The 20,173-nt window shown below is 69.7% G+C and carries 12 protein-coding genes and 3 tRNA genes; 7 read left to right on the top strand and 8 right to left on the bottom strand.

Annotated elements, in window-relative coordinates:
* The first annotated feature begins 434 nt into the window (after positions 1 to 434).
* Both ADL01_RS07805 and ADL01_RS07800 read left to right on the top strand, forming a co-directional pair.
* Entirely contained in the window at positions 435 to 851 is a 417-nt protein-coding gene (locus ADL01_RS07805; RefSeq protein WP_063783480.1) for a hypothetical protein, read from the top strand.
* Positions 852 to 988: 137 nt separating this feature from the next.
* Positions 989 to 4,672: a WD40 repeat domain-containing protein gene (locus tag ADL01_RS07800; protein ID WP_159049475.1), complete on the top strand. Its 3,684-nt coding sequence runs from the start codon at positions 989 to 991 to the stop codon at positions 4,670 to 4,672.
* Positions 4,673 to 5,397: 725 nt separating this feature from the next.
* On the opposite strand, the gene ADL01_RS07795 is transcribed toward ADL01_RS07800, so the two are convergent.
* The 3 genes from ADL01_RS07795 to ADL01_RS07785 form a co-directional block, all read right to left on the bottom strand.
* Positions 5,398 to 5,474, bottom strand: a tRNA-Ile gene (locus ADL01_RS07795).
* A 167-nt stretch (positions 5,475 to 5,641) separates the two neighbouring features.
* Positions 5,642 to 5,714 (bottom strand) — tRNA-Asn (locus ADL01_RS07790).
* Between the two features lie 6 nt (positions 5,715 to 5,720).
* Positions 5,721 to 5,793: transfer RNA gene (locus tag ADL01_RS07785), tRNA-Asn, on the bottom strand.
* A 177-nt stretch (positions 5,794 to 5,970) separates the two neighbouring features.
* Between ADL01_RS07785 and ADL01_RS07780 the strand changes: the two genes are divergently transcribed.
* The 4 genes from ADL01_RS07780 (at position 5,971) to ADL01_RS07765 (ending at position 11,673) form a co-directional block, all read left to right on the top strand.
* Positions 5,971 to 6,276: a hypothetical protein gene (locus tag ADL01_RS07780; protein ID WP_053741171.1), complete on the top strand. Its 306-nt coding sequence runs from the start codon at positions 5,971 to 5,973 to the stop codon at positions 6,274 to 6,276.
* A 129-nt stretch (positions 6,277 to 6,405) separates the two neighbouring features.
* The gene (locus ADL01_RS07775) at positions 6,406 to 7,866 is read left to right on the top strand and encodes a xylulokinase (RefSeq protein ID WP_053741167.1); all 1,461 of its coding nucleotides are present in this window, start codon (positions 6,406 to 6,408) and stop codon (positions 7,864 to 7,866) included.
* A 139-nt stretch (positions 7,867 to 8,005) separates the two neighbouring features.
* A complete protein-coding gene (locus tag ADL01_RS07770) occupies positions 8,006 to 9,739 on the top strand; it encodes an ABC transporter ATP-binding protein (protein WP_053741166.1) in 1,734 nt (577 codons plus the stop codon).
* Positions 9,739 to 11,673, top strand: a complete 1,935-nt coding sequence (locus ADL01_RS07765) for an ABC transporter ATP-binding protein (RefSeq protein ID WP_053741165.1) — start codon at positions 9,739 to 9,741, stop codon at positions 11,671 to 11,673. Before ADL01_RS07770 ends, ADL01_RS07765 begins: the two co-directional genes overlap by 1 nt.
* Positions 11,674 to 11,847: 174 nt before the next feature.
* Here ADL01_RS07765 and ADL01_RS07760 read toward each other — a convergent pair whose 3' ends face one another.
* The 5 genes from ADL01_RS07760 to ADL01_RS07740 all read right to left on the bottom strand — a co-directional run bounded on the left by ADL01_RS07760 (position 11,848) and on the right by ADL01_RS07740 (position 19,340).
* Positions 11,848 to 13,086 (bottom strand): RNA polymerase sigma factor, encoded by a 1,239-nt coding sequence (locus tag ADL01_RS07760; protein ID WP_053741164.1) that lies wholly within the window; start codon positions 13,084 to 13,086, stop codon positions 11,848 to 11,850.
* Positions 13,087 to 13,417: 331 nt separating this feature from the next.
* Entirely contained in the window at positions 13,418 to 15,331 is a 1,914-nt protein-coding gene (dnaG, locus tag ADL01_RS07755; RefSeq protein WP_053741163.1) for a DNA primase, read from the bottom strand.
* A 58-nt stretch (positions 15,332 to 15,389) separates the two neighbouring features.
* Positions 15,390 to 16,655 (bottom strand): NAD(P)/FAD-dependent oxidoreductase, encoded by a 1,266-nt coding sequence (locus ADL01_RS07750; protein ID WP_053741162.1) that lies wholly within the window; start codon positions 16,653 to 16,655, stop codon positions 15,390 to 15,392.
* A gap of 248 nt (positions 16,656 to 16,903) precedes the next feature.
* Complete coding sequence (locus ADL01_RS07745; protein ID WP_053741161.1) at positions 16,904 to 18,310, bottom strand: deoxyguanosinetriphosphate triphosphohydrolase; 1,407 nt, start codon at positions 18,308 to 18,310, stop codon at positions 16,904 to 16,906.
* Positions 18,311 to 18,431: 121 nt separating this feature from the next.
* Positions 18,432 to 19,340, bottom strand: coding sequence for a sirohydrochlorin chelatase (locus tag ADL01_RS07740; protein WP_078960376.1), 909 nt, complete (start codon positions 19,338 to 19,340; stop codon positions 18,432 to 18,434).
* A 234-nt stretch (positions 19,341 to 19,574) separates the two neighbouring features.
* Here ADL01_RS07740 and ADL01_RS07735 point away from each other — a divergent pair.
* Positions 19,575 to 20,173: SanA/YdcF family protein (locus ADL01_RS07735; RefSeq protein WP_053741170.1), on the top strand; the 599-nt coding region annotated here is incomplete at its 3' end.

Below are 20,173 nucleotides of genomic sequence, written 5' to 3'. Positions count from 1 at the left end.
GGAGCGGAAACAAGACGCCCGATGCCTCCCTCACTACGAGCCAGACCATGCCTGACCAGCAGAAATCAACCGATCATGTTCGGTTGAGACACGGCTTCTTAGACACGTAAGATACTTGAACTTGCGGATCTGAGAGCAGCCCTCGTCAACCGCCACTTCACCTCGGAGCGGTGAACACGAGATACGCCCATGGCGCCTTCTTTGGCGGCTATGACTCCAGCCCAGCGAGACAACCCACCGTTGGGTGAGTTGACACCGCTGAGAGCACCGCTTGGCCTGGCCGTCTCTGTCTAGCCCGTGCGGCTTGCCTCCACCCGTGTAGCGAGCAACCAGGCGGATCCAATACCCCCCTTCGGCTTTCACATACCAACGAAACCACTCCAAATTGCAAATGGCGACACTAGCTGTACGGCGGCCTAAGGGAGTTGGTGGCGATGGATGAGATCGTATTGTCCGCGGCCACGTCCTTGGTGGGAGCGATGGCCACGGACGCATGGCAGCAGGCACGAACAGCCCTCATAGCCTGGTGGCGACGTATACGTCCGAATCAGGCAGACCATGTGGACGCTGCGCTCGTAGAGGCCCGAGACCGCGTACTGACGGCCCGCCGAGCGCGGGACGGGGACGCGGAATCACACCTCGTCTCAGCCTGGGGGGCCCGTCTGACCGCACTCCTGCGGGACGACCCCGCGCTGGTGGACGAGCTGAAGCGGCTGATCGACGAAGAGATCGCCCCGCTCCTGCGCCGCGAGGACGGCACTCGCACCGGATCGCATGAGTTCCGCGCCGAGGCATCCGGACACGGCCGGGTGTACCAGGCCGGGCGCGACCAGAACATCCAAGGGCCATGAGTCCCGCCGACAGGCAGCCCCCAAACCAAGAGGACATCCGGCTGGAGGCCCATGCCTCGGACCGAGCCAGGATCTATCAGGCGCACCGCGATCTGTACCTGTCGGAGCGGGACCTACACCTGCATTACGAAGACGGCGTGCGCACAGCCCACCGCGTGCACGCCGCCGCTGTGTCTCAGGAGTGCCCGTATCCCGGGCTGGCCGCATTCAGCGCCGAACAGGCCCAGTGGTTCTTCGGCAGGGACGCGCTGGTGGCCAAGCTTCTGGTCCGGCTGGACGCCTGCCTCGCGGTGGGCGGGGCGCTGGTTGTCGTCGCGCCTTCCGGTGCCGGGAAGTCGTCGCTGCTCAGAGCGGGACTCCTGCCTGAGCTCGCCCGGGGGGCCCTGCCGGGCTCGGCGCACTGGCCTCGCCTGTGGCTGAACCCGACCGCCCACCCGATGGCAGCCCTTGACGCCAGCCTGTCGGAGGTGACATACGGGAGTCGGGGAGCCTCCGGCGACCGGACGCGAGGACCGGTGTGGCGACCGGCCGTCCTGCAGCGCGCGCTCGCGGCGGACGACAGCGACACCGGCGCGGAACGCCGCCTGGTCCTCGTCGTGGACCAGTTGGAGGAGCTGTTCACGCTGTGCGCCGACGAGCGGGAGCGGCGGCACTTCCTGGACGCGGTCCTACGCCTGGCGAACATCGGCCCTGCCGGCGAACCGCCCGTCGGTCTGGTCGTTTTTGGCCTGCGCTCGGACTTCTACACCGACTGCGCCACTCATCCGGGGCTCCTCGAAGCGGTGGAACGCAACCAGGTGATCGTGGGGCCGCTGTCACGGTCCGGGGTACGGCAGGCGATCCTCCATCCCGCCCGCGCGGTCGGGATGGAAGTCGAACCGGGCCTCGTGCAGGTCCTCTTGCGCGACCTCGGCGCACCGGAACCAGACCCCGAGCCCCCGGACACGGAGAAGGCCGACGCCTATGAGATCGGGCGACTTCCACTGCTCGCCCATGCGCTGCGGGCCACCTGGCTGTGCCGGGCGGGCCACGTCCTCACCGTGGACGGCTACGAGTCCACTGGCGGCATTGCGCACAGCTTGACGGCCGAAGCGGACCGCTGCTTCGACCAGCTGGACCCACAGGCGCAGCGGACCGCAGAGTCCGTGTTCCTGCGCCTAGTCAAGTTCGGCGACGGCACCAACGACACGCGCCGCCCGGCGCGATACACCGAACTACTCGCCCACGGCCCGCACTCCGACGAGACGGCCGATGTCGTCGAGACGTTCACCCGGGGGCGGTTGCTTACCCGAGAGCAGGACACAGTCACCATCACCCACGAGGTGCTGCTGCGGACCTGGCCGCGCCTGCGGGAGTGGATCGAGACCCACCGGGCTCAGTACATGGCACACCAGCGGCTGGAGGACGCGGCCACCGCATGGCAGGAGGCCAACCGCGACCCGGGGCTGCTGTACCGGGGCCACCGCCTGGACGAAGCCTGTGCCCTGGCCAAGGACAAGGGCGAGGTCGATTCGGACATGTCCGCGTTCATCGCCGCCTCGGTACGGCAACGGCATCGCGCGCGCCGGATCCGCCAGGGGGTCGTCGCGGGCCTGACTGTGCTTGCGCTCCTCGCCGCGCTGTCCGCCGTCCTCGCGTTCCACCAGCGCAACACGGCACAGCAGGAACGCAATACCGCGATCCTCGGCCAGATCAGGGCCCAGGCCGACCTGACGCGCGCGACCGACCCGTCGCTGGCCGCCCAACTCGATCTGGTCGCACACCGGATGTCGCCGGCCGCGTCGACGGAGACCCGGCTGCTCGGCGCCCAGAACGTGCCGCTGGCCACCGTGCTGACCCGCCATACCGACCGGGTGAACGCCGTTGGCTTCAGCCCGGACGGACGCGTGCTGGCCAGCGCCAGTGACGACGGCACGATCCGGCTGTGGGACACCGCCCGCGCGGGCCACCCGGTCCCGCTGGGCGATCCGCTGCGCGGCTCCAAGGGCGCGGTGCGGGCGCTCGCTTTCGGCCCCGACGGACGCCTCCTGGCCGGCACGGGCGAAGACGGCATCGTACGTCTGTGGGACCTCCGTGACCCTGGCCGCCCGGATGGACTCGGCACCACGGCCCGTGCCGGTACCAGCGCCTTGAGGACGCTCGCCTTCAGCCCGGACGGACACTCCCTGGCCGTGGCAGGCCACGACGGCCGCATCCACCTGTGGGACGCCACCGATCCGGGGCACCTGCGGCCCCTCTCCACGCCGCTCCCCGCCTCCGCGGACGAGGTGAACGGGGTGGCCTTCAGCCCGGACGGCAAGTTGCTGGCGAGCGCCGGAAACGATGGGACCGTGCGGCTGTGGAAGGTGACGGACCGTCGGCATCCATCGGCCGTCGGCCGGACGGCCGACATCTCCTTCAGGGCAGGGCTCCCCGGTTTCGCCCAGGCGGTCTCCTTCAGCCCGGACAGCCGCATACTGGCCGTGGCCGGGAGCGACCAGGAGACCCACCTGTGGAACGTCAGGATCCCAGCCAAACCTGTCCGGGTCGACTCCGCCGCCAGCAACAACGTCGTCAACACTGTCGCCTTCTCCCTCACGGGCAACCTCATGGCCTACGGCGGGGACGACAACACCATCTGGCTTGAGAACGTGACGAACCCGGGCGACATCCGGGACCTCACCTACGCCCTGGACGGTCACACCGGGCCCGTGCTGGCCCTAACCTTCAACCCAAAGGGCACCATGCTGGCCAGCGCGGGCGCTGACCACACCATCCGCCTGTGGACCATCCCGCGGACGATCCTGAGCGGCCACACCGGCTACGTCAACACCGTGGACGTAAGCCCCGACGGTCGGCTGCTCGCCTCGGGCTCGCAGGACAACTCTGTCCGTCTCTGGGATGTCAGGAACTCGGCCGCTCCCCGCCAGATCAGCGCGTCGATCACCGGCCACACGCCGTTCGTCAATTCGGTCGCCTTCAGCCCAGACGGCAGGGCCCTGGCCGTCGCCGCGGGGCCGGACATCCGGCTGTGGGACGTCACCGCACCGGCCAAACCCCAGCCGCTGGGTGGTCCGCTGCACAATCGCAAGGGCAACATCCTGGTCGTCGGGTTCGCCCCGGACGGGCGCACGCTGGCAGGCGGCGACGACGACGGCACCGTCAGGCTGTGGGACGTCTCCGATCCGTCCCGCCGCACGTCACTGGGGTCACTAGAGACCCAGGCTGGCCGGATCAACCGCCTGGCCGTCAGCCCGGACGGCCGCACGCTCGCCGCTGCGGCACAAGACGGCGCCCTCCGCCTGTGGGACATCGCCGAGCCCACGCAGCCGATGCCTCTTGGGACACCCCTGCATCCCAGCGCGGACCCTCTCCAGGCCGTCGCCTTCAGCCCGGACAGCCGTACTCTCGCCGCCGCCGGCAACGACAGCACGGTCCACTTGTGGAACCTCACCGACCGAGCGCGCCCCAAACCGACGGGCGCCCCGCTCACCGGCCACACGGACATCGTGTACACCCTGGCCTTCAGCCCGGACGGCCATACTCTGGTCAGCGGCAGTTCCGACACGACGCTCCGACTGTGGGACGTTGACGAGCGGGGCCTTGCGCGGGCCCACGGGCTGCCGGTGACCGGCGTCATCAACTGGGTCAACGCCGTCGTGTTCTCCCCTGACGGGCGTTTCCTCTTCATCGGCACCGGCGAGAACGCCGTGTTCACCCTGCCGCTGTCCGTCCAAGCCGCCGTCGACTACGTATGCCGGGCGACCGGGAATCTCCTGACACCCGCCCTCTGGCACAAGTACATCCCGCAACGGGACTATGACCCGCCGTGCCCCGGATGAGACTGAGCCCCCCGTGTACGGGGGATAGCTCCTGCACCGTGTTCAGGGCCGGGGGCGCCTGAGAGTCAGCCCTGAAGACACGGGGATGGCTCCTGCTTCGCGATCACCCTCGTTGGATACGCGCCGTCGGTCCCGCGCACGCGGGAATAGCTCCACGAACGACAACGGGTCGACCGAGGGCGACGGATCGGCTCGGGGCACACGGCGATAGCTCCGGCGTCCACATCTGGGGACGGCACGGACGTCGCGTCGGCCCCGCGCGGGCTGGGCTTGCCCCGTCCCCCGCGCCAAAGAACGAGCACCTCGTACGGAACGGGGTGAACGTCCACAGTCGTCTCCACGCACCCCGAGTGTCCCTTCGGACAGTTTCCTGCACGGGCCGTTTCTCGCTGCCCCGAGGTCGGCGGCTACGCCGTGATCCATGGGGCGCCCAGCACCCTGATCATCATCCGCCACCGGCTCCCGACACCCAGAGGTCGCCGGGCGACACCACTTCCGGATCCTCGCGTCCAGCCAGCGTCCAGAATTCAACGTCCAGACGCTCACACAGCCCACCCACGACGCCATCCTCCAGCAGTGGGCCGATACGTCTGCGCAGGTCAGAGCGACCTCAACTAACGCTTACGGCAGCGGAGTCGAACTCACGAGCAGCGGATTCAGCCCCGTGGCCCAAACCCCTGAATCCGCACCCCAGATGAGACGTTTCCGCAGGTCACAGGGGTGCATGGTGGGGCGGGTGGGACTCGAACCCACGGCCGACGGATTATGAGTCCGCTGCTCTAACCGGCTGAGCTACCGCCCCAATACGGCGCGTCGCGCACATTTGTGCGCGCCGTCTGCCGCAGCATAGCCGCTCATACGATCTCCTGCTTCGGATGGTCGGCTTCGCATGACCATGAGGACCTCGGTGCGGCTCGCACGGTTCCAGCGGACATGAAAAAGGACCCCAACGGGGTCCTCGTTCAAGCGCTCTCCCGACTGGACTCGAACCAGTAACCTGCCGGTTAACAGCCGGCTGCTCTGCCAATTGAGCTACGGAAGATCGAAGCTCCCCCGACTGGACTCGAACCAGTAACCTGCCGGTTAACAGCCGGCTGCTCTGCCAATTGAGCTACGGAGGATTGCCTCGTTTGCATTGAACGTACCTCCCTGGGTACTCGCCAGGAAGCGTGCGTTCGCTGCGACACATACATTAGCGCAAGCAGGGGGGTGCTCCGCCAATCGGTTCGCCGCACCCCCGCCCGTCACGCGCCTCCAGCCACTCCTCACCCGACACTCATCAAGGAAAGGTGGCCGTCATGCGCTACCGGCTCACGTTCGTCGCCGGACTGGCCCTGGGTTACGTGCTGGGCACACGGGCCGGGCGCGAGCGCTACGAACAGCTGAAGAAGTCCGGGCAGCGGATCGCGCAGAACCCGGCCGTCCGCAACACTGCCGAGTCGGCCGCGCTGCAGGGGCGGGAGTTCGCCGGCAAGGCGTTCCACAGCGTGAGCGAGAAGGTCGGCGACCATGTGCCCGACTCCGTTGCCGACCGGGTGCGTTCCCTGCGGGAGCGCAACGGCGTACGGGGCGGCGAGGACGACTGGGGCACCAGTAACACCTGAGCGGACGAGTGTTGGCATGACCACATCTGGGGTTCCCGCACGCCGCTGGGCACCGACAACGCACGGGTCGTGCCGAACGGATGGCCGACCCGGCGCGTTCACCTCTCCGCGTACGGCAGAATTTTCGCCATGGGGATAGTCGCCGGGTTGGACAGTTCGCCCGATTTCACTCGTATCGTCGTCTGCGACGCGGACACGGGGTCCGTGCTGCGGCAGGGCTATGCGCCACATCCGGTGGAATCCCCCGAGGGCGGGGGCGGCGGGCGGCCCTCCGACGTCGATCCGCAGGCCTGGCTGCTCTCTCTCGGCGAGGCGGCCGGCGGTGGGCTGCTCGAGGGTGTGCAGGCCATCGGGGTGTCCGCGCAGCAGAACGCGCTCGTGCCCCTCGACGCGCAGGGCAACACCGTACGACCGGCGATGGTCGGCGGGGACAAGCGGGCGCAGGTCGCCGCGGCCGATCTGATCGACGCGCTCGGCGGGCGTGAGGCGTGGGCGCAGGCCGTGGGGTGTGTGCCGCAGGCCGGGCAGCCGGTGACCAAGCTGCGCTGGCTGGCGCGCAACGAGCCGGACTCGGCGCAGCGCACCGCCATGCTGATGCAGGCCCACGACTGGCTGGTGTGGCAGTTGCTCGGGCGCCCGGTGCGCCGGACGACCGACCGGGGCGGGGCGTCCGGGACCGGCTACTGGTCGGCCGCCATGGGCTCCTACCGGGGTGATCTCGTCGAACTCGCGCTCGGGCGGCAGGCGATGCTGCCCGAGGTGCTCGGGCCTTCCGACGCCGCCGGTACGACGCCCGAGGGGCTGCTCATCTCCGCCGGGACCGGGGAGACCATGGCCGCCGCCTTCGGGCTCGGGCTGGGGCTCGGGGACGTCGTGGTGTCGCTCGGGGCCTCCGGGTCCGTGATGGCCGTACACCCCGAGGCGCTCTTCGACTCGTCCGGGATGATCACCTCGCTGGCCGACGCGACCGGGCTGCACCTGCCCGTCGTCACGACGCTGAACGCCGTACGGACGCTGCGGGGGACGGCCGAGTTGCTGGGGCTCGGGGATCTGGAGAGTCTGTCCGACCTCGCCATGAAGTCGACTCCCGGCGCTCACGGGCTGGTCATGCTGCCCTATCTGGAGGGTGAGCGGACGCCCAGTCTGCCGCACACCGCCGGGACGCTCGCCGGGCTGCGGCGGGAGTCCATGAAGGCCGAGCATCTGGCGCGGGCCGCCTTCGAGGGGATGCTGTGCGGGCTCGCCGACGCCCTGGACGTGCTGCGGGGCCGGGGGGTCGACGTACAGCGCGTCTTCCTGCTCGGGTCCGCCGCCGAGCTGCCCGCCGTGCAGGCCGCCGCGCCGTCGCTGTTCGGGGCGCAGGTCGTCGTACCGCAGCCCGCCGACTACGCGGCCATCGGCGCCGCACGGCAGGCCGCCTGGGCGCTCGGGGTGTCGCAGGGCACGCTCGACCCGCGTACCCCGCCGGCCTGGCACGGGGCCGCCGCGCAGGTGCTGGAGCCCGGTGAGGAGCTGGCGGTGGGGCAGGCGGTGCGACAGCAGTACGTGTCCGTGCGGGAGCAGACGCATCCCGGGGCATTTCGTAGCTGACGTCCCTCGCGCGGGCGGTTTCTTGGTCCGCTGTTGGATTAATCGGTTGAAGTAACACGGGTGCGGTGTTCGACGATGGGGGCGTGGGGCACTCCCCATCGTCCGTCACGGACAAACCGCCGACTCCGAGAGATTCAGCGTGCTCATACAACTTCTGCGCACTTACCTGAGGCCTTACAAGAAACCCATCGGGCTGCTGGTGCTGCTGCAGCTCCTGCAGACCTGCGCCACCCTCTACCTGCCCACGCTCAACGCGCACATCATCGACAACGGCGTGGTGAAGGGCGACACCGGCTACATCCTGCTCTTCGGCGCGGTGATGATCGGCATCTCGCTGGTGCAGGTCGTCTGCAACATCGGTGCCGTGTACTACGGCGCCCGTACGGCGTCGGCGCTCGGCCGGGACGTACGCGCCGCCGTCTTCGACCGGGTGCAGTCGTTCTCGGCGCGCGAGGTCGGGCAGTTCGGGGCGCCCTCGCTGATCACCCGCACGACCAATGACGTCCAGCAGGTGCAGATGCTCGCGCTGATGACGTTCACGCTGATGGTGTCGGCGCCGATCATGTGCGTGGGCGGCATCGTGCTCGCGCTGGGGCTCGATGTGCGGCTGTCGAGCGTGCTGGTCGCCGTCGTGCCGGTGCTGGGCATCTGTGTGACGTTGATCGTGCGGCGGCTGCGGCCGCTGTTCCGGACGATGCAGGTACGGCTCGACACGGTCAACCGGGTGCTGCGCGAGCAGATCACCGGCAACCGGGTCATCCGCGCCTTCGTGCGGGACGGGTACGAGAAGGACCGGTTCGGGACGGCGAACAACGAGCTGACCGAGGTGTCGCTGGGCACCGGGCGACTGCTCGCACTGATGTTCCCGATCGTCATGACCGTCGTCAACGTCTCGTCGATCGCCGTGGTGTGGTTCGGCGCTCATCGCATCGCCAGCGGTGGGATGGAGATCGGCGCGCTGACCGCGTTCCTCGCCTATCTGATGCAGATCGTCATGTCCGTGATGATGGCCACCTTCATGTTCATGATGGTGCCGCGCGCGGAGGTGTGCGCCGAGCGCATCGAGGAGGTCCTCGGTACGTCGTCCAGTGTCGTCCCGCCGACCGCTCCGGTGATGGAGCTGCGGCGGCACGGGCATCTGGAGATCCGCGGGGCCGGGTTCCGCTATCCCGGCGCCGAGGAGCCGGTGCTGAAGGGCGTCGACGTGGTCGCCCGGCCCGGTGAGGTGACCGCGGTGATCGGGTCCACGGGCAGTGGGAAGTCGACGCTGCTGGGCCTCGTACCGCGACTGTTCGACGCGACCGACGGCGAGGTGCTCGTCGACGGCGTGGACGTGGCCACCGTGGAGCCGAAGCTGCTGGCCAGGACGGTGGGGCTGGTGCCGCAGAAGCCGTATCTGTTCGCGGGGACCGTCGCGACCAATCTGCGGTACGGAAATCCGGACGCCACGGACGAGGAGCTGTGGCGCGCGCTGGAGGTGGCGCAGGGCAAGGAGTTCGTCGAGCGGCTGGAGGGCGGGCTCGACGCGCCGATCGCGCAGGGCGGTACGAATGTGTCGGGCGGTCAGCGTCAGCGGCTCGCGATCGCGCGGACGCTCGTCCAGCGGCCCGAGATCTACCTCTTCGACGACTCCTTCTCCGCGCTCGACTACGCCACGGACGCGGCCCTGCGGAAGGCGCTCGCGCGGGAGACCGCCGAGGCGACCGTCGTGATCGTCGCCCAGCGCGTCGCCACGATCAGGGACGCCGACCGGATCATCGTCCTCGACGAGGGCCGGGTCGTCGGCACCGGTCGCCACCACGAGCTGATGGCGGGCAACGAGACCTACCGGGAGATCGTCCTGTCCCAGCTCACGGAAGCGGAGGCTGCCTGATGGCCGGGCCCATGGGGCGCATGATGGCCGGAGGCGGCCCCGACCAGCACTCGCTGGACTTCAAGGAGTCCGGCAAACGCCTCCTCTCCCAGTTCAAGCCCGAGCGGGCCACGATCTACGTGATGCTGTGCGCGGTGTTCGTGAGCGTCGGCCTGTCGGTGGTGGGCCCGAAGATCCTTGGGCGGGCGACCGACCTGGTCTTCTCCGGCATCGTCGGACGGCAGTTCGAGAGCGGCACGACGAAGGCCCAGGTCCTCGCGGCCATGCGGGCGCGCGGCGAGGGCGGCATGGCCGACATGCTCTCCGGTACGGACTTCACGCCGGGCAAGGGCATCGACTTCGGCGCCGTGGGTGAGGTGCTGGGGATCGCGCTGGTCGTGTTCGTCTTCGCCGGGCTGCTGATGCTGGTGACGACGCGGCTGGTGAACCGGGCGGTCAACCAGACCGTGTCCCGGATGCGCAGGGACCTGCAGACGAAGCTGTCGCGGCTGCCGCTGTCGTACTTCGACAAGCGGCAGCGCGGTGAGGTGCTGTCCCGCGCGACGAACGACATCGACAACATCGGGCAGACGCTCCAGCAGTCGATGGGGCAGCTCATCAACTCGCTCCTCACGATCATCGGCGTACTGGCGATGATGTTCTGGGTGTCCTGGCTGCTGGCGCTGGTCGCGCTGGTGACCGTGCCGCTGTCGTTCTTCATCGCCACGCGCGTCGGCAAGCGGTCGCAGCCGCACTTCGTGCAGCAGTGGCGGACCACCGGCAAGCTGAACGCCCACATCGAGGAGATGTACACCGGGCACAACCTCGTGAAGGTGTTCGGGCGGCAGGACGAGTCGGCACAGCAGTTCGCCGAGCAGAACGACGCGCTGTACGAGGCCGGGTTCAAGGCCCAGTTCAACAGCGGGGTCATGCAGCCGCTGATGATGTTCGTCTCGAACATCAACTACGTGCTGGTGGCCGTGGTGGGCGGGCTGCGGGTCGCTTCGGGTGCGTTGTCGATCGGTGACGTGCAGGCTTTCGTCCAGTATTCGCGTCAGTTCTCCATGCCGCTGACGCAGGTCGCGTCGATGGCGAACCTGGTGCAGTCCGGGGTGGCTTCGGCCGAGCGGGTCTTCGAACTGCTGGACGCGGAGGAGCAGCAGGCCGATCCGGTGCCGGGGGTACGGCCGGAGGAGCTGCGCGGGCTGGTCTCGCTGGAGCACGTGTCGTTCCGGTACGAGCCTCAGAAGCCGCTCATCGAGGATCTGTCGCTGAAGGTGGAGCCCGGTCACACCGTCGCGATCGTCGGGCCCACGGGGGCCGGCAAGACGACCCTGGTGAACCTGCTCATGCGGTTCTACGAGGTTTCCGGGGGCCGGATCACCCTCGACGGGGTGGACATCGCGTCGATGTCCCGGGACGAACTGCGGTCCGGGATCGGGATGGTGCTCCAGGACACCTGGCTGTTCGGCGGGTCCATCGCGGACAACATCGCGTACGGGGCCGCGCGGGAGCGCGAGGTGACGCGCGGGGAGATCGAGGAGGCGGCGCGGGCCGCGCACGCGGACCGTTTCATCCGTACGTTGCCGGACGGGTACGACACCGTGATCGACGACGAGGGGACCGGGGTGAGCGCGGGTGAGAAGCAGCTCATCACGATCGCGCGGGCGTTCCTGTCCGATCCGGTGATCCTGGTGCTGGACGAGGCGACGAGTTCCGTGGACACGCGGACGGAGGTGCTCATCCAGAAGGCGATGGCCAAACTGGCGCACGGGCGGACGTCGTTCGTGATCGCGCACCGGTTGTCGACGATTCGGGACGCGGACACGATCCTGGTGATGGAGAACGGGGCGATCGTGGAACAGGGGGCCCATGAGGAGCTGTTGGGGGCGGAGGGGGCGTATGCGCGGCTGTACAGGGCGCAGTTCGCGGAGGCGGTGACGGAGGTGGATTGACCCTCCCAGGGTTTCCCTGAAGGGGCCTCGTCCTCAAACGCCGGACGCGCTGGGTATTTCAGCCTCTCCGGCGTTTGAGGAGCGGGGTTTCGGGGGCGGAGCCCTGGAGGACGGGACGGGACGGGACGGGACGGGAAGGGGCGGCGGGGGCGGCGGGGGCGAGGAAACTCGTCCTCAGTCCAAGTAGCCCCGTAGCTGGTCCGCGAACGTGTGGTCGCGGAGTTTGTTCAGGGTCTTGGATTCGATCTGGCGTATGCGTTCCCGCGTGACGCCGAAGATCCGTCCGATCTCCTCCAGCGTGCGCGGCCGCCCGTCCGCCAGCCCGTAACGCAGTTGGACCACCTTGCGTTCCCGCTCCCCCAGCGTCGACAGCACCGCCTCCAGGTGCTCCCTCAGCAACAGGAACGCCGCCGACTCGACCGGAGACGCGGCGTCGCCGTCCTCGATGAGATCACCCAGCGCCACATCGTCCTCCTCGCCCACCGGCGCGTGCAGCGACACGGGCTCCTGGGCCAGCCGCAGCACCTCGCTGACGCGCTCGGGCAGGAGGTCCAGGTGGGCGGCGACCTCTTCGGGCGTCGGCTCGTAGCCGCGCTCCTGGAGCATCCGGCGCTGGACGCGGACGACCCGGTTGATCAGCTCGACCACGTGTACGGGCACGCGGATCGTCCGGGCCTGGTCGGCGAGGGCGCGGGACATGGCCTGGCGGATCCACCAGGTCGCGTACGTCGAGAACTTGTAGCCGCGCGCGTAGTCGAACTTCTCGACGGCGCGGATCAGGCCCAGGTTTCCCTCCTGGACGAGGTCGAGCATCGTCAGACCGCGGCCCACGTACCGTTTCGCCACCGACACCACCAGGCGCAGGTTCGCCTCGATGAGACGGCGCTTGGCCATCCGGCCCATGACGACCAACCGGTCCAGGTCCAGGGCGAGTTGGCTGTCCAGGTCGGAGGCGAGCCGCAGCTTCTCCTCGGCGAACAGGCCCGCCTCGACCCGGCGGGCGAGATCGACCTCCTCGGCGGCGGTGAGCAGCGGGATACGGCCGATCTCGCGCAAGTACTGGCGGAACAGGTCGGAGGAGGGCCCGCTGGTGTCGGCGCGGGCGGGGGCCCGGGCGGGGGTGCGGGGGCGGAGCCGTTCAACCGGTTCGACGGAATCGAGGGGTTCAAGAGGCTCGAGGGGCTCGTGGGCTTCGAGGGGCTCGATCGGCTCGATCGACTCCATCGATTCGATCGGTTCCGCCGTCTCCACCACCTCGTCCAGCTCATCGGCGTGGTGCGCGGCGCGGCTCTGCGGGGGCACGGCCGCGATGACCTCAGGGACATCGGGGATGTCCGTGACGTCCGCGTTCTCGGCGTCGGGCTCCGTGACCGCCGTACCGCTGTCGGTCTGCGTGAGGGTCTGGGTCTGCACGGGGGCGGCCTCCAGGATGATCGCTGCTGAGGCGTACGGCAGCGGTACTCGGGGGGCGGAGTGGGCGGCCTCACCGCTGTCCGTCCCGTACGCGTTGAGCGGATCGCGGGGGTGTCGGACCCGTTGGGGACGGGTCGGCCGCGCTCCGAGGACTCAGGCACCGGAACCCAGTGTGGAGTACGACACATCGCCGCCACGAGGGGCGTGCGACGACTTTCTGAGTCCGGTGTGTGACCGCGTGATTACCGACGCCGCAAACTCGAACGCCTGTTCGCTCAAGTCACGTGTACGACGGGCACAGCACCGCCCGCCGCGAAACCGGCGCCGAGGCTCAGAGCGCCGCCGCGCCGCGCTCCCGCAGGGCCTGGTCGTACTGCTGGAGTACCCACAACTCGTTCTGTACGGCGGCCAGTTCGGCCGGGTCTCCATGGGTGGCCAGGCGGGTGTGGGTCACCTGGACCTCCTGGATGCGGCGTTCCACCGCTCTGCGGCGGACCATGACCAGTTGGTCGCTCGCGTACACGTCGTCGACCGTTCTGCGCATGATCGCCTCGACCGCCAGCTCCGTCACCATGGAGCGGACGGTGTTGTCCGGGGCCACCTCGCGGACGCGGACCAGGTACTCCTGGGGGTCCTGGGCGCCGTACTCCGCGCCGCCCGCTTCCATGATCGCCTGGCGGACCGCCGCGTAGGGGGCGGCCGTGAACTCGTCGATGCCGTAGGCGTCGAAGGCCGGGGAGACCAGGTCGGGGCGCTGGAGGGCGAGCTTGAGGAGTTCGCGTTCGGTGGCGTAGACCGGGTTGCGGAGGTTCAGGGCAGGTCCGGAGGGGCCGCCGGAGCGCGCGGAGGTCTGCTCGTACGGCTGCGTCCGGCTCTGCCCGCCGGCGGGGGCCGGGCCCTTGCCGCCGCGGTCGCGGGCCCAACGGGCCAGCTGCGCCACCCTCTTGACGACGAACTGCGTGTCCAGGATGCCGAGCATGCCGGCCAGTTGGACGGCCACCTCGTGCTGGGCGCCGCTGTTCTTGATGCGGGCCACGATCGGGGCCGCCTCGTCCAGCGCCGCCGCGCGGCCCGCCGGGGTTTCGAGGTCGTAGCGCAGGGCGATCTGGCGCAGGGCGAACTCGAAGAGGGGCGTGCGGGGTTCGGCGAGGTCGGCGACGGCCTGGTCGCCCTTGGCGAGGCGCAGGTCGCAGGGGTCCATGCCGTCGGGCGCGATCGCGATGTAGGTCTCGGCGGCGAACTTCTGGTCGTCCTCGAAGGCGCGCAGCGCCGCCTTCTGGCCGGCCGCGTCGCCGTCGAAGGTGAAGATCACGCGCGCGCTGCCGTTGTCCATCAGCAGCCGGCGGAGGATCTTGATGTGGTCGGTGCCGAAGGCCGTGCCGCAGGTCGCGATCGCCGTCGTCACGCCGGCCAGATGGCAGGCCATGACGTCCGTGTAGCCCTCGACGACGACCGCGCGGCTCGCCTTCGCGATGTCCTTCTTGGCGAGGTCGATGCCGTACAGGACCTGGGACTTCCGGTAGATCGCCGTGTCCGGGGTGTTCAGGTACTTCGGGCCCGTGTCCGCCTCGTACAGCTTGCGCGCGCCGAAGCCGACGACCTCGCCGCCGATGTCGCGGATCGGCCACATGAGGCGGCCCCGGAAACGGTCGATGGGGCCGCGGCGGCCTTCCTGGGCGATGCCGGACAACAGGAGTTCCTTGTCCGAGAAGCCCTTGCCGCGGAGGTAGCGGGTGAGGTGGTCCCAGCCCTGGGGGCTGTAGCCGACGGAGAAGTGTTCGGCGGCCGACTGGTCGAAGCCGCGTTCCGCGAGGAACTTGCGGCCCGCGTCCGCCTCGGAGCTGGTGGCCAGCTGCTCCGCGTACCACTGCGCGGCGATCTTGTGGGCCTCGACCAGGCGGATGCGCTCACCGCGCTGGTGGGTGGGGTTGTAGCCACCCTCCTCGTACCGCAGGGTGATGCCGGCCTGGCCGGCCAGGCGCTCGACCGACTCGGAGAAGGAGAGGTGATCGACCTTCATCACGAACGTGATGGTGTCGCCGCCTTCCTGGCAGCCGAAGCAGTGGAACAGTCCCTTGCTCGGGCTGACCTGGAAGGACGGTGACTTCTCGTCGTGGAAGGGGCACAGGCCCTTGAGGTTGCCGCCGCCCGCGTTGCGCAGCTGGAGGTACTCGGACACGACGGCGTCGATCGGGACCGCGTCCCGAACCGCCTTCACGTCCTCGTCGTTGATCCTTCCGGCCACGTGGTGATTCTACGGGGGCGGGCCGACACTGCTGTGACAGTCGCGGGCCCCACCGCCGCTACGGGACGAGGCTGTCGAGTGGTACGTGCGGGTTCGCCAGGGCCTCCGTGTCCACTGTGGCCCGGGAGCGGATGAGCTGCTGGATGGGCTCTGTGACGTCCCACACGTTCACGTTCATTCCGGCCAGCACCCGGCCCTCCTTCACCCAGAAGGCGATGAACTCGCGCTTGCCCGCGTCTCCCCGGATCACCACCTGGTCGTACGAGCCCGGGGGCGCCCAGCCCGAGTACTCCATGCCCATGTCGTACTGGTCGGAGAAGAAGTAGGGCACGCGGTCGTACGCCGATACCCGGCCCAGCATCGCGCGGGCCGCCGCCGGGCCGCCGTTGAGGGCGTTGGCCCAGTGCTCGACGCGCAGCCTGGTGTCGAACAGGGCGTGGGGGAAGGCTGCCACGTCACCGGCCGCGTAGATGTCGGGGTCGGAGGTGCGCAGGCCCTCGTCGACCGCGATGCCGCCGCCGTACGCCCGGTCGGCGAGGGTCAGGCCTGCCGCCTCCGCCAGGGCGGTGCGCGGTGCGGCCCCGATGGCCGCCAGGACGTCGTGGGCCGGGTGCTCCTCGCCGTCGTCCGTACGGGCCGCGAGGACCATGCCGTCCTGGCCGACGATCTCCGTCAGGCGGGCCCCGAAGTGGAAGCGGACGCCGTGCTCGCGGTGCAGCTCGGCGAAGAGGTTGCCCAGCTCGGGGCCGAGCACCGAGTGCAGCGGCGTCGACAGCGGCTCGACGACGGTCACCTCCGCGCCGTACTCCCGCGCCGCCGCCGCGACCTCCAGGCCGATCCAGCCCGCGCCGGCGATCACGATGTGGCCGTTGTCCCGCCCCAGGGCGGCCAGGACGCCCTTGAGTCGCTCGGCGTGCGCGAGGCGGCGCAGATGGTGTACACCGGCCAACCCGGTGCCGGGGATGTCGAGGCGGCGCGGCTCGGCGCCGGTGGCGATGAGCAGTTTGTCATAGTGGACGAGGGTGCCGTCGTCGCCGAAACGGACCGTCTTCGCCGTACGGTCGATGGCGTCGACGGTCTGGCCGAGGTGGAGTTCGATGTCGTTGCGCGCGTACCACGCGGGTTCGTGGACGAAGACGCTGTCGCGCTCCTCCTTGCCGAGGAGGTAGCCCTTGGAGAGCGGGGGCCGCTCGTACGGGTGCTCGCGTTCGTCGCAGATCAGTATCACGCGGCCGGTGAAGCCCTCCGTCCGGAGCGTCTCGGCCGCCTTGGCGCCGGCCAGTCCGCCTCCGACGATGACGAATGTCTGATCCGCGTCGACCACTTCATGCCTCCTCGTAACGGGTGCCACGTGTTGCCCGTGTCGCGTGGTGCTGATGCTGATGCTGATGCTTTGTGTCTCGTGCCCTGTGTCTCGCGCCTTGCGTCTTGTTGTCTTCGGTACGGATGCCCCTGGCGAGCGTCCCGCACGGAGTGTGATGGGGGAAGAGGGTGTGGCCCGATCAGGCCACGCAGGGTCACATCTGTGTCATATGCCGTCCGGATTCGGTTCATATGTGGTTGATATGCAGTTCATATGCGGCGCTTCAGGCGGGCGTGCAGCGAACGCGCCGACGCGTCGGTGAGTGACGCGATCTGGTCGACGATCACCCGCTTGCGCGCCCTGTCGTCGGCCGCCTCGTCGAACAGCGCGCGGAACTGTGGGTCCAGGCCCTCCGGGGCGCGGGCCGTGAGCGCCTCGGCGAGCTCGGCGACCACGATGCGCTGGTCCGCGCGGAGCAGTTCCTGTTCGGCGCGCTGCATCACGTACCGGTCGGCGACCGCCTTGAGGACCGCGCACTCCAGCCGCGCCGCGCGCGGGACGACCAGTTCCGCCGTGTACCGCGTGAGCCTGCCGCCGCCGAACGCCGTGCGCGTGGCGCTCTCCGCGGCCAGGCAGAAGCGGCCGATGAGCTGGCTGGTGGCGTCCTTGAGGCGGGCCTGGGCGACCGCCGTGCCGTCGTAGCCGTGCGGCCACCACTCCTGGTCGAGGAGGCGGTCGAGGGCCTCGCCGAGTTCGGCCGGGTCGGTGTCCGCGGCCACGTACCGACCGGTGGCGACCCGGAAGATCTCCTGGCGCTCGGGTTCGGCGTGCAGGTAATTGGGGTCGATGTGCCCGGCGTGCAGGCCGTCCTCGACGTCGTGCACCGAGTACGCCACGTCGTCCGCCCAGTCCATGACCTGGGCCTCGAACGTCGTCCGCGTGCCGGGGGCGCCCTGGCGGACCCAGTCGAAGACCGGCCGGTCGTCGTCGTAGACGCCGAACTTCGGGGAGGCCGGGTCGGTGGGGTGCGCGCCGCGCGGCCAGGGGTACTTGGTGGCGGCGTCGAGGGTGGCCCGGGTCAGGTTGAGGCCCACGCTGACGAAATCGCCGGCGGCCCCGGAGCGGCCCGGGGTCCCGGATTCTCCCGTGGTTTCGAGACGCGCGCGATGCACGAACCGTTTCGGTTCGATCCGGGTGAGGAGTCTGAGGGACTGGGCGTTGCCCTCGAAGCCGCCGCAGTCCGCCGCGAACTCGTTGAGCGCCTGTTCGCCGTTGTGCCCGAAGGGCGGGTGGCCCAGGTCGTGGGAGAGACAGGCCGCCTCGACGAGGTCGGGATCGCAGCCGAGGGCGGCGCCGAGTTCGCGGCCGACCTGGGCGCATTCCAGGGAGTGCGTGAGGCGGGTGCGGGGGGTGGCGTCCCAGACCTGGCTCCGGGTGCCTGGCGTCACCACCTGTGTTTTGCCGGCGAGGCGGCGCAGCGCGGAGGAGTGCAGCACGCGGGCGCGGTCGCGTTGGAAGGCGGTGCGTCCTGGGCGTTTGTCGGGCTCGGCCGCCCAGCGGGCGACTGCCGTCGGGGCGTAGGCGGTGGGGGTGCTGGCGGTGGGTGCGCTGTTGTCTTGTGGGGGTTGGGGGGTGGGGGTCGTGTGGGTGCCTGTGCCTGTGCGTGTGCCTTCCATGGTTCGACAGTAAGGGCAGGTACTGACAATTTGGGCGTGTGCGTGCGCCTGCGCGTCTGCCGGGGACTGTTTCGTTCGCGGGTGCGGCCGCATGTGGCTTGTCGCGCAGTTCCCCGCGCCCCTAGATGGCCGGCGCCAGTTCTCTCGTCGCGGGCGTTTCCTGGGCCGCCAGTGCCTGGTCGTAGCGGTGGAGGATCAGGCGGGCCATTGCCGGGTGGGCGCCCAGGGGGGCCGACGCGATCCAGGGGGCCGCCTCGGCGCACTCCGTGGCGAAGCGGCCCGGGGCGGTGAAGTACGAGGCCACGGCGATCCGGTGGCGGCCTCGGGCGGCCAGGGCGCGTACGGCGGCGGGGACGGTCGGCGCGGCGGTGCTGGCGTACGCGGGGACGACGGGCACGCCCAGGCGTTCGGCGAGGAGCTGGGCGGTGCGGCGCGTGTCGACGTCCGACTCCGGGTCGCGGGAACCCGCGGCGGCGAGGACGACCGCGCTCGACCGGCGCTGCTCGTCGGTCATCCGGCTGCGCCAGCCGGCCTCGACGAGGCGGGCGTACAGGGTTTCGACGAGCAGGGGGTGCGGGCCGAGCGGGGCCGCCACGCGCGTGCGTGCCGCTGACGCGGCGGCCATCTCCGGGATGTCCTGCTTGATGTGGTAGCCGCGGCTGAGCAGCAACGGTACGAGGACGGCCTCGGCGGTGCCGAGTTCCGCGAGCGTGTCCGGGAGGAGCGGGGCGTTCAGCTCGATGTGCCCCAGGCGCACGGGCAGGTCGGGGCGCAGTTCGCGGACGCGCTCGGCGAGTGTGCTCACGGTGCTCAGGGCTCGTGGGTCGCGGCTGCCGTGGGCCACGAGGACGAGTGCGGGCGGGGTGGGGCGACGGCGGCCGTCGAGCGAGACGAGGCTGAGCTGGCTGCCGAGCTGGCTGGTGATCCGGTCCATGATGTGCGCCGTACTGTCGAGGTGGGCGCCTCCGGGCGACCGGGGGCTCTGCCGGGGCTGCGAGGACTCGTCGTAAGCAGGGGGCGACGGCGTCATGTACCGATCGTGACGGTACGAGGTTGCCACGCCGTTGCACAGTGATGACGGGTCTTTTCCGGGGGTTCACGGTGGGGGTCAGGTGCTGTGTGAGGCCGCTTGAACTGCGGTTATGCGCTTCGGAGTGAGGCTGGTCACGCTGGGGGAGGCGAACCGGGGCGGTGGTGGGGGCGTCCTTCTTGGTCGAAGGCGGCGGCAGGCAGGCCGCGGGCCACCTGGGAGGGACCCCGTCCGATGAGCAGTCCGAAGACGCGTACGTCGTGGGTTTCCCTGGCTTCCTTGCGTTCGCGTGTGCGTCTGCCTCGTACGCGGGTCGGGCAGCGGCGGGCCGTGCAGGTGGTGATGGCTGTGTGCGTGCTGGCGTTGCTGCCGACCACGTGGATGTTCGTCGCCACGAGCGACAGGTTGCGCGATGTGTCGGACGCGCCGCGTACCGACGTCGCCGTCGTGTTCGGTGCCGGGTTGTGGAGCGGGGAGCCGTCTCCGTACCTCGCGCACCGGTTGGACGCGGCGGCGAAGCTGTACCGGGCGGGGCGGGTCAGGGTGGTGCTCGTCACCGGGGACAACAGTCGCGAGGACTACGACGAGCCGGACGCGATGCGGGCGTATCTGACCCGGCACGGGGTCCCGGACCGGCGGATCGTGAGCGACTACGCCGGGTTCGACACGTGGGACTCCTGTGTCCGCGCGAAGAAGATATTCGGGGTCGACCGGGCCGTGCTGATCAGTCAGGGGTTCCATATCCGTCGGGCGGTCGCGTTGTGCGAGGCGGCGGGGGTGGAGTCGTGGGGGGTCGGGGTTGAGGCCAAGCATGATGTGATGTGGTACTACGG

Source organism: Streptomyces sp. NRRL WC-3618 (genome assembly GCF_001280005.1).
GTDB lineage: Bacteria > Actinomycetota > Actinomycetes > Streptomycetales > Streptomycetaceae > Streptomyces.
The sequence above is the reverse complement of the archived record's forward strand: the minus strand, read 5'-3'. Positions and strand labels throughout refer to the sequence as shown.

Excerpts from the sequence above, each read along its gene's own strand:
- ADL01_RS07805 (WP_063783480.1), top strand. The coding sequence starts at position 435 with ATGGATGAGATCGTATTGTCCGCGGCCACGTCCTTGGTGGGAGCGATG.
- ADL01_RS07780 (WP_053741171.1), top strand. The coding sequence starts at position 5,971 with ATGCGCTACCGGCTCACGTTCGTCGCCGGACTGGCCCTGGGTTACGTG.
- ADL01_RS07775 (WP_053741167.1), top strand. The coding sequence starts at position 6,406 with ATGGGGATAGTCGCCGGGTTGGACAGTTCGCCCGATTTCACTCGTATC.
- ADL01_RS07765 (WP_053741165.1), top strand. The coding sequence starts at position 9,739 with ATGGCCGGGCCCATGGGGCGCATGATGGCCGGAGGCGGCCCCGACCAG.
- ADL01_RS07745 (WP_053741161.1), bottom strand. The coding sequence starts at position 18,310 with ATGGAAGGCACACGCACAGGCACAGGCACCCACACGACCCCCACCCCC.
- ADL01_RS07740 (WP_078960376.1), bottom strand. The coding sequence starts at position 19,340 with ATGACGCCGTCGCCCCCTGCTTACGACGAGTCCTCGCAGCCCCGGCAG.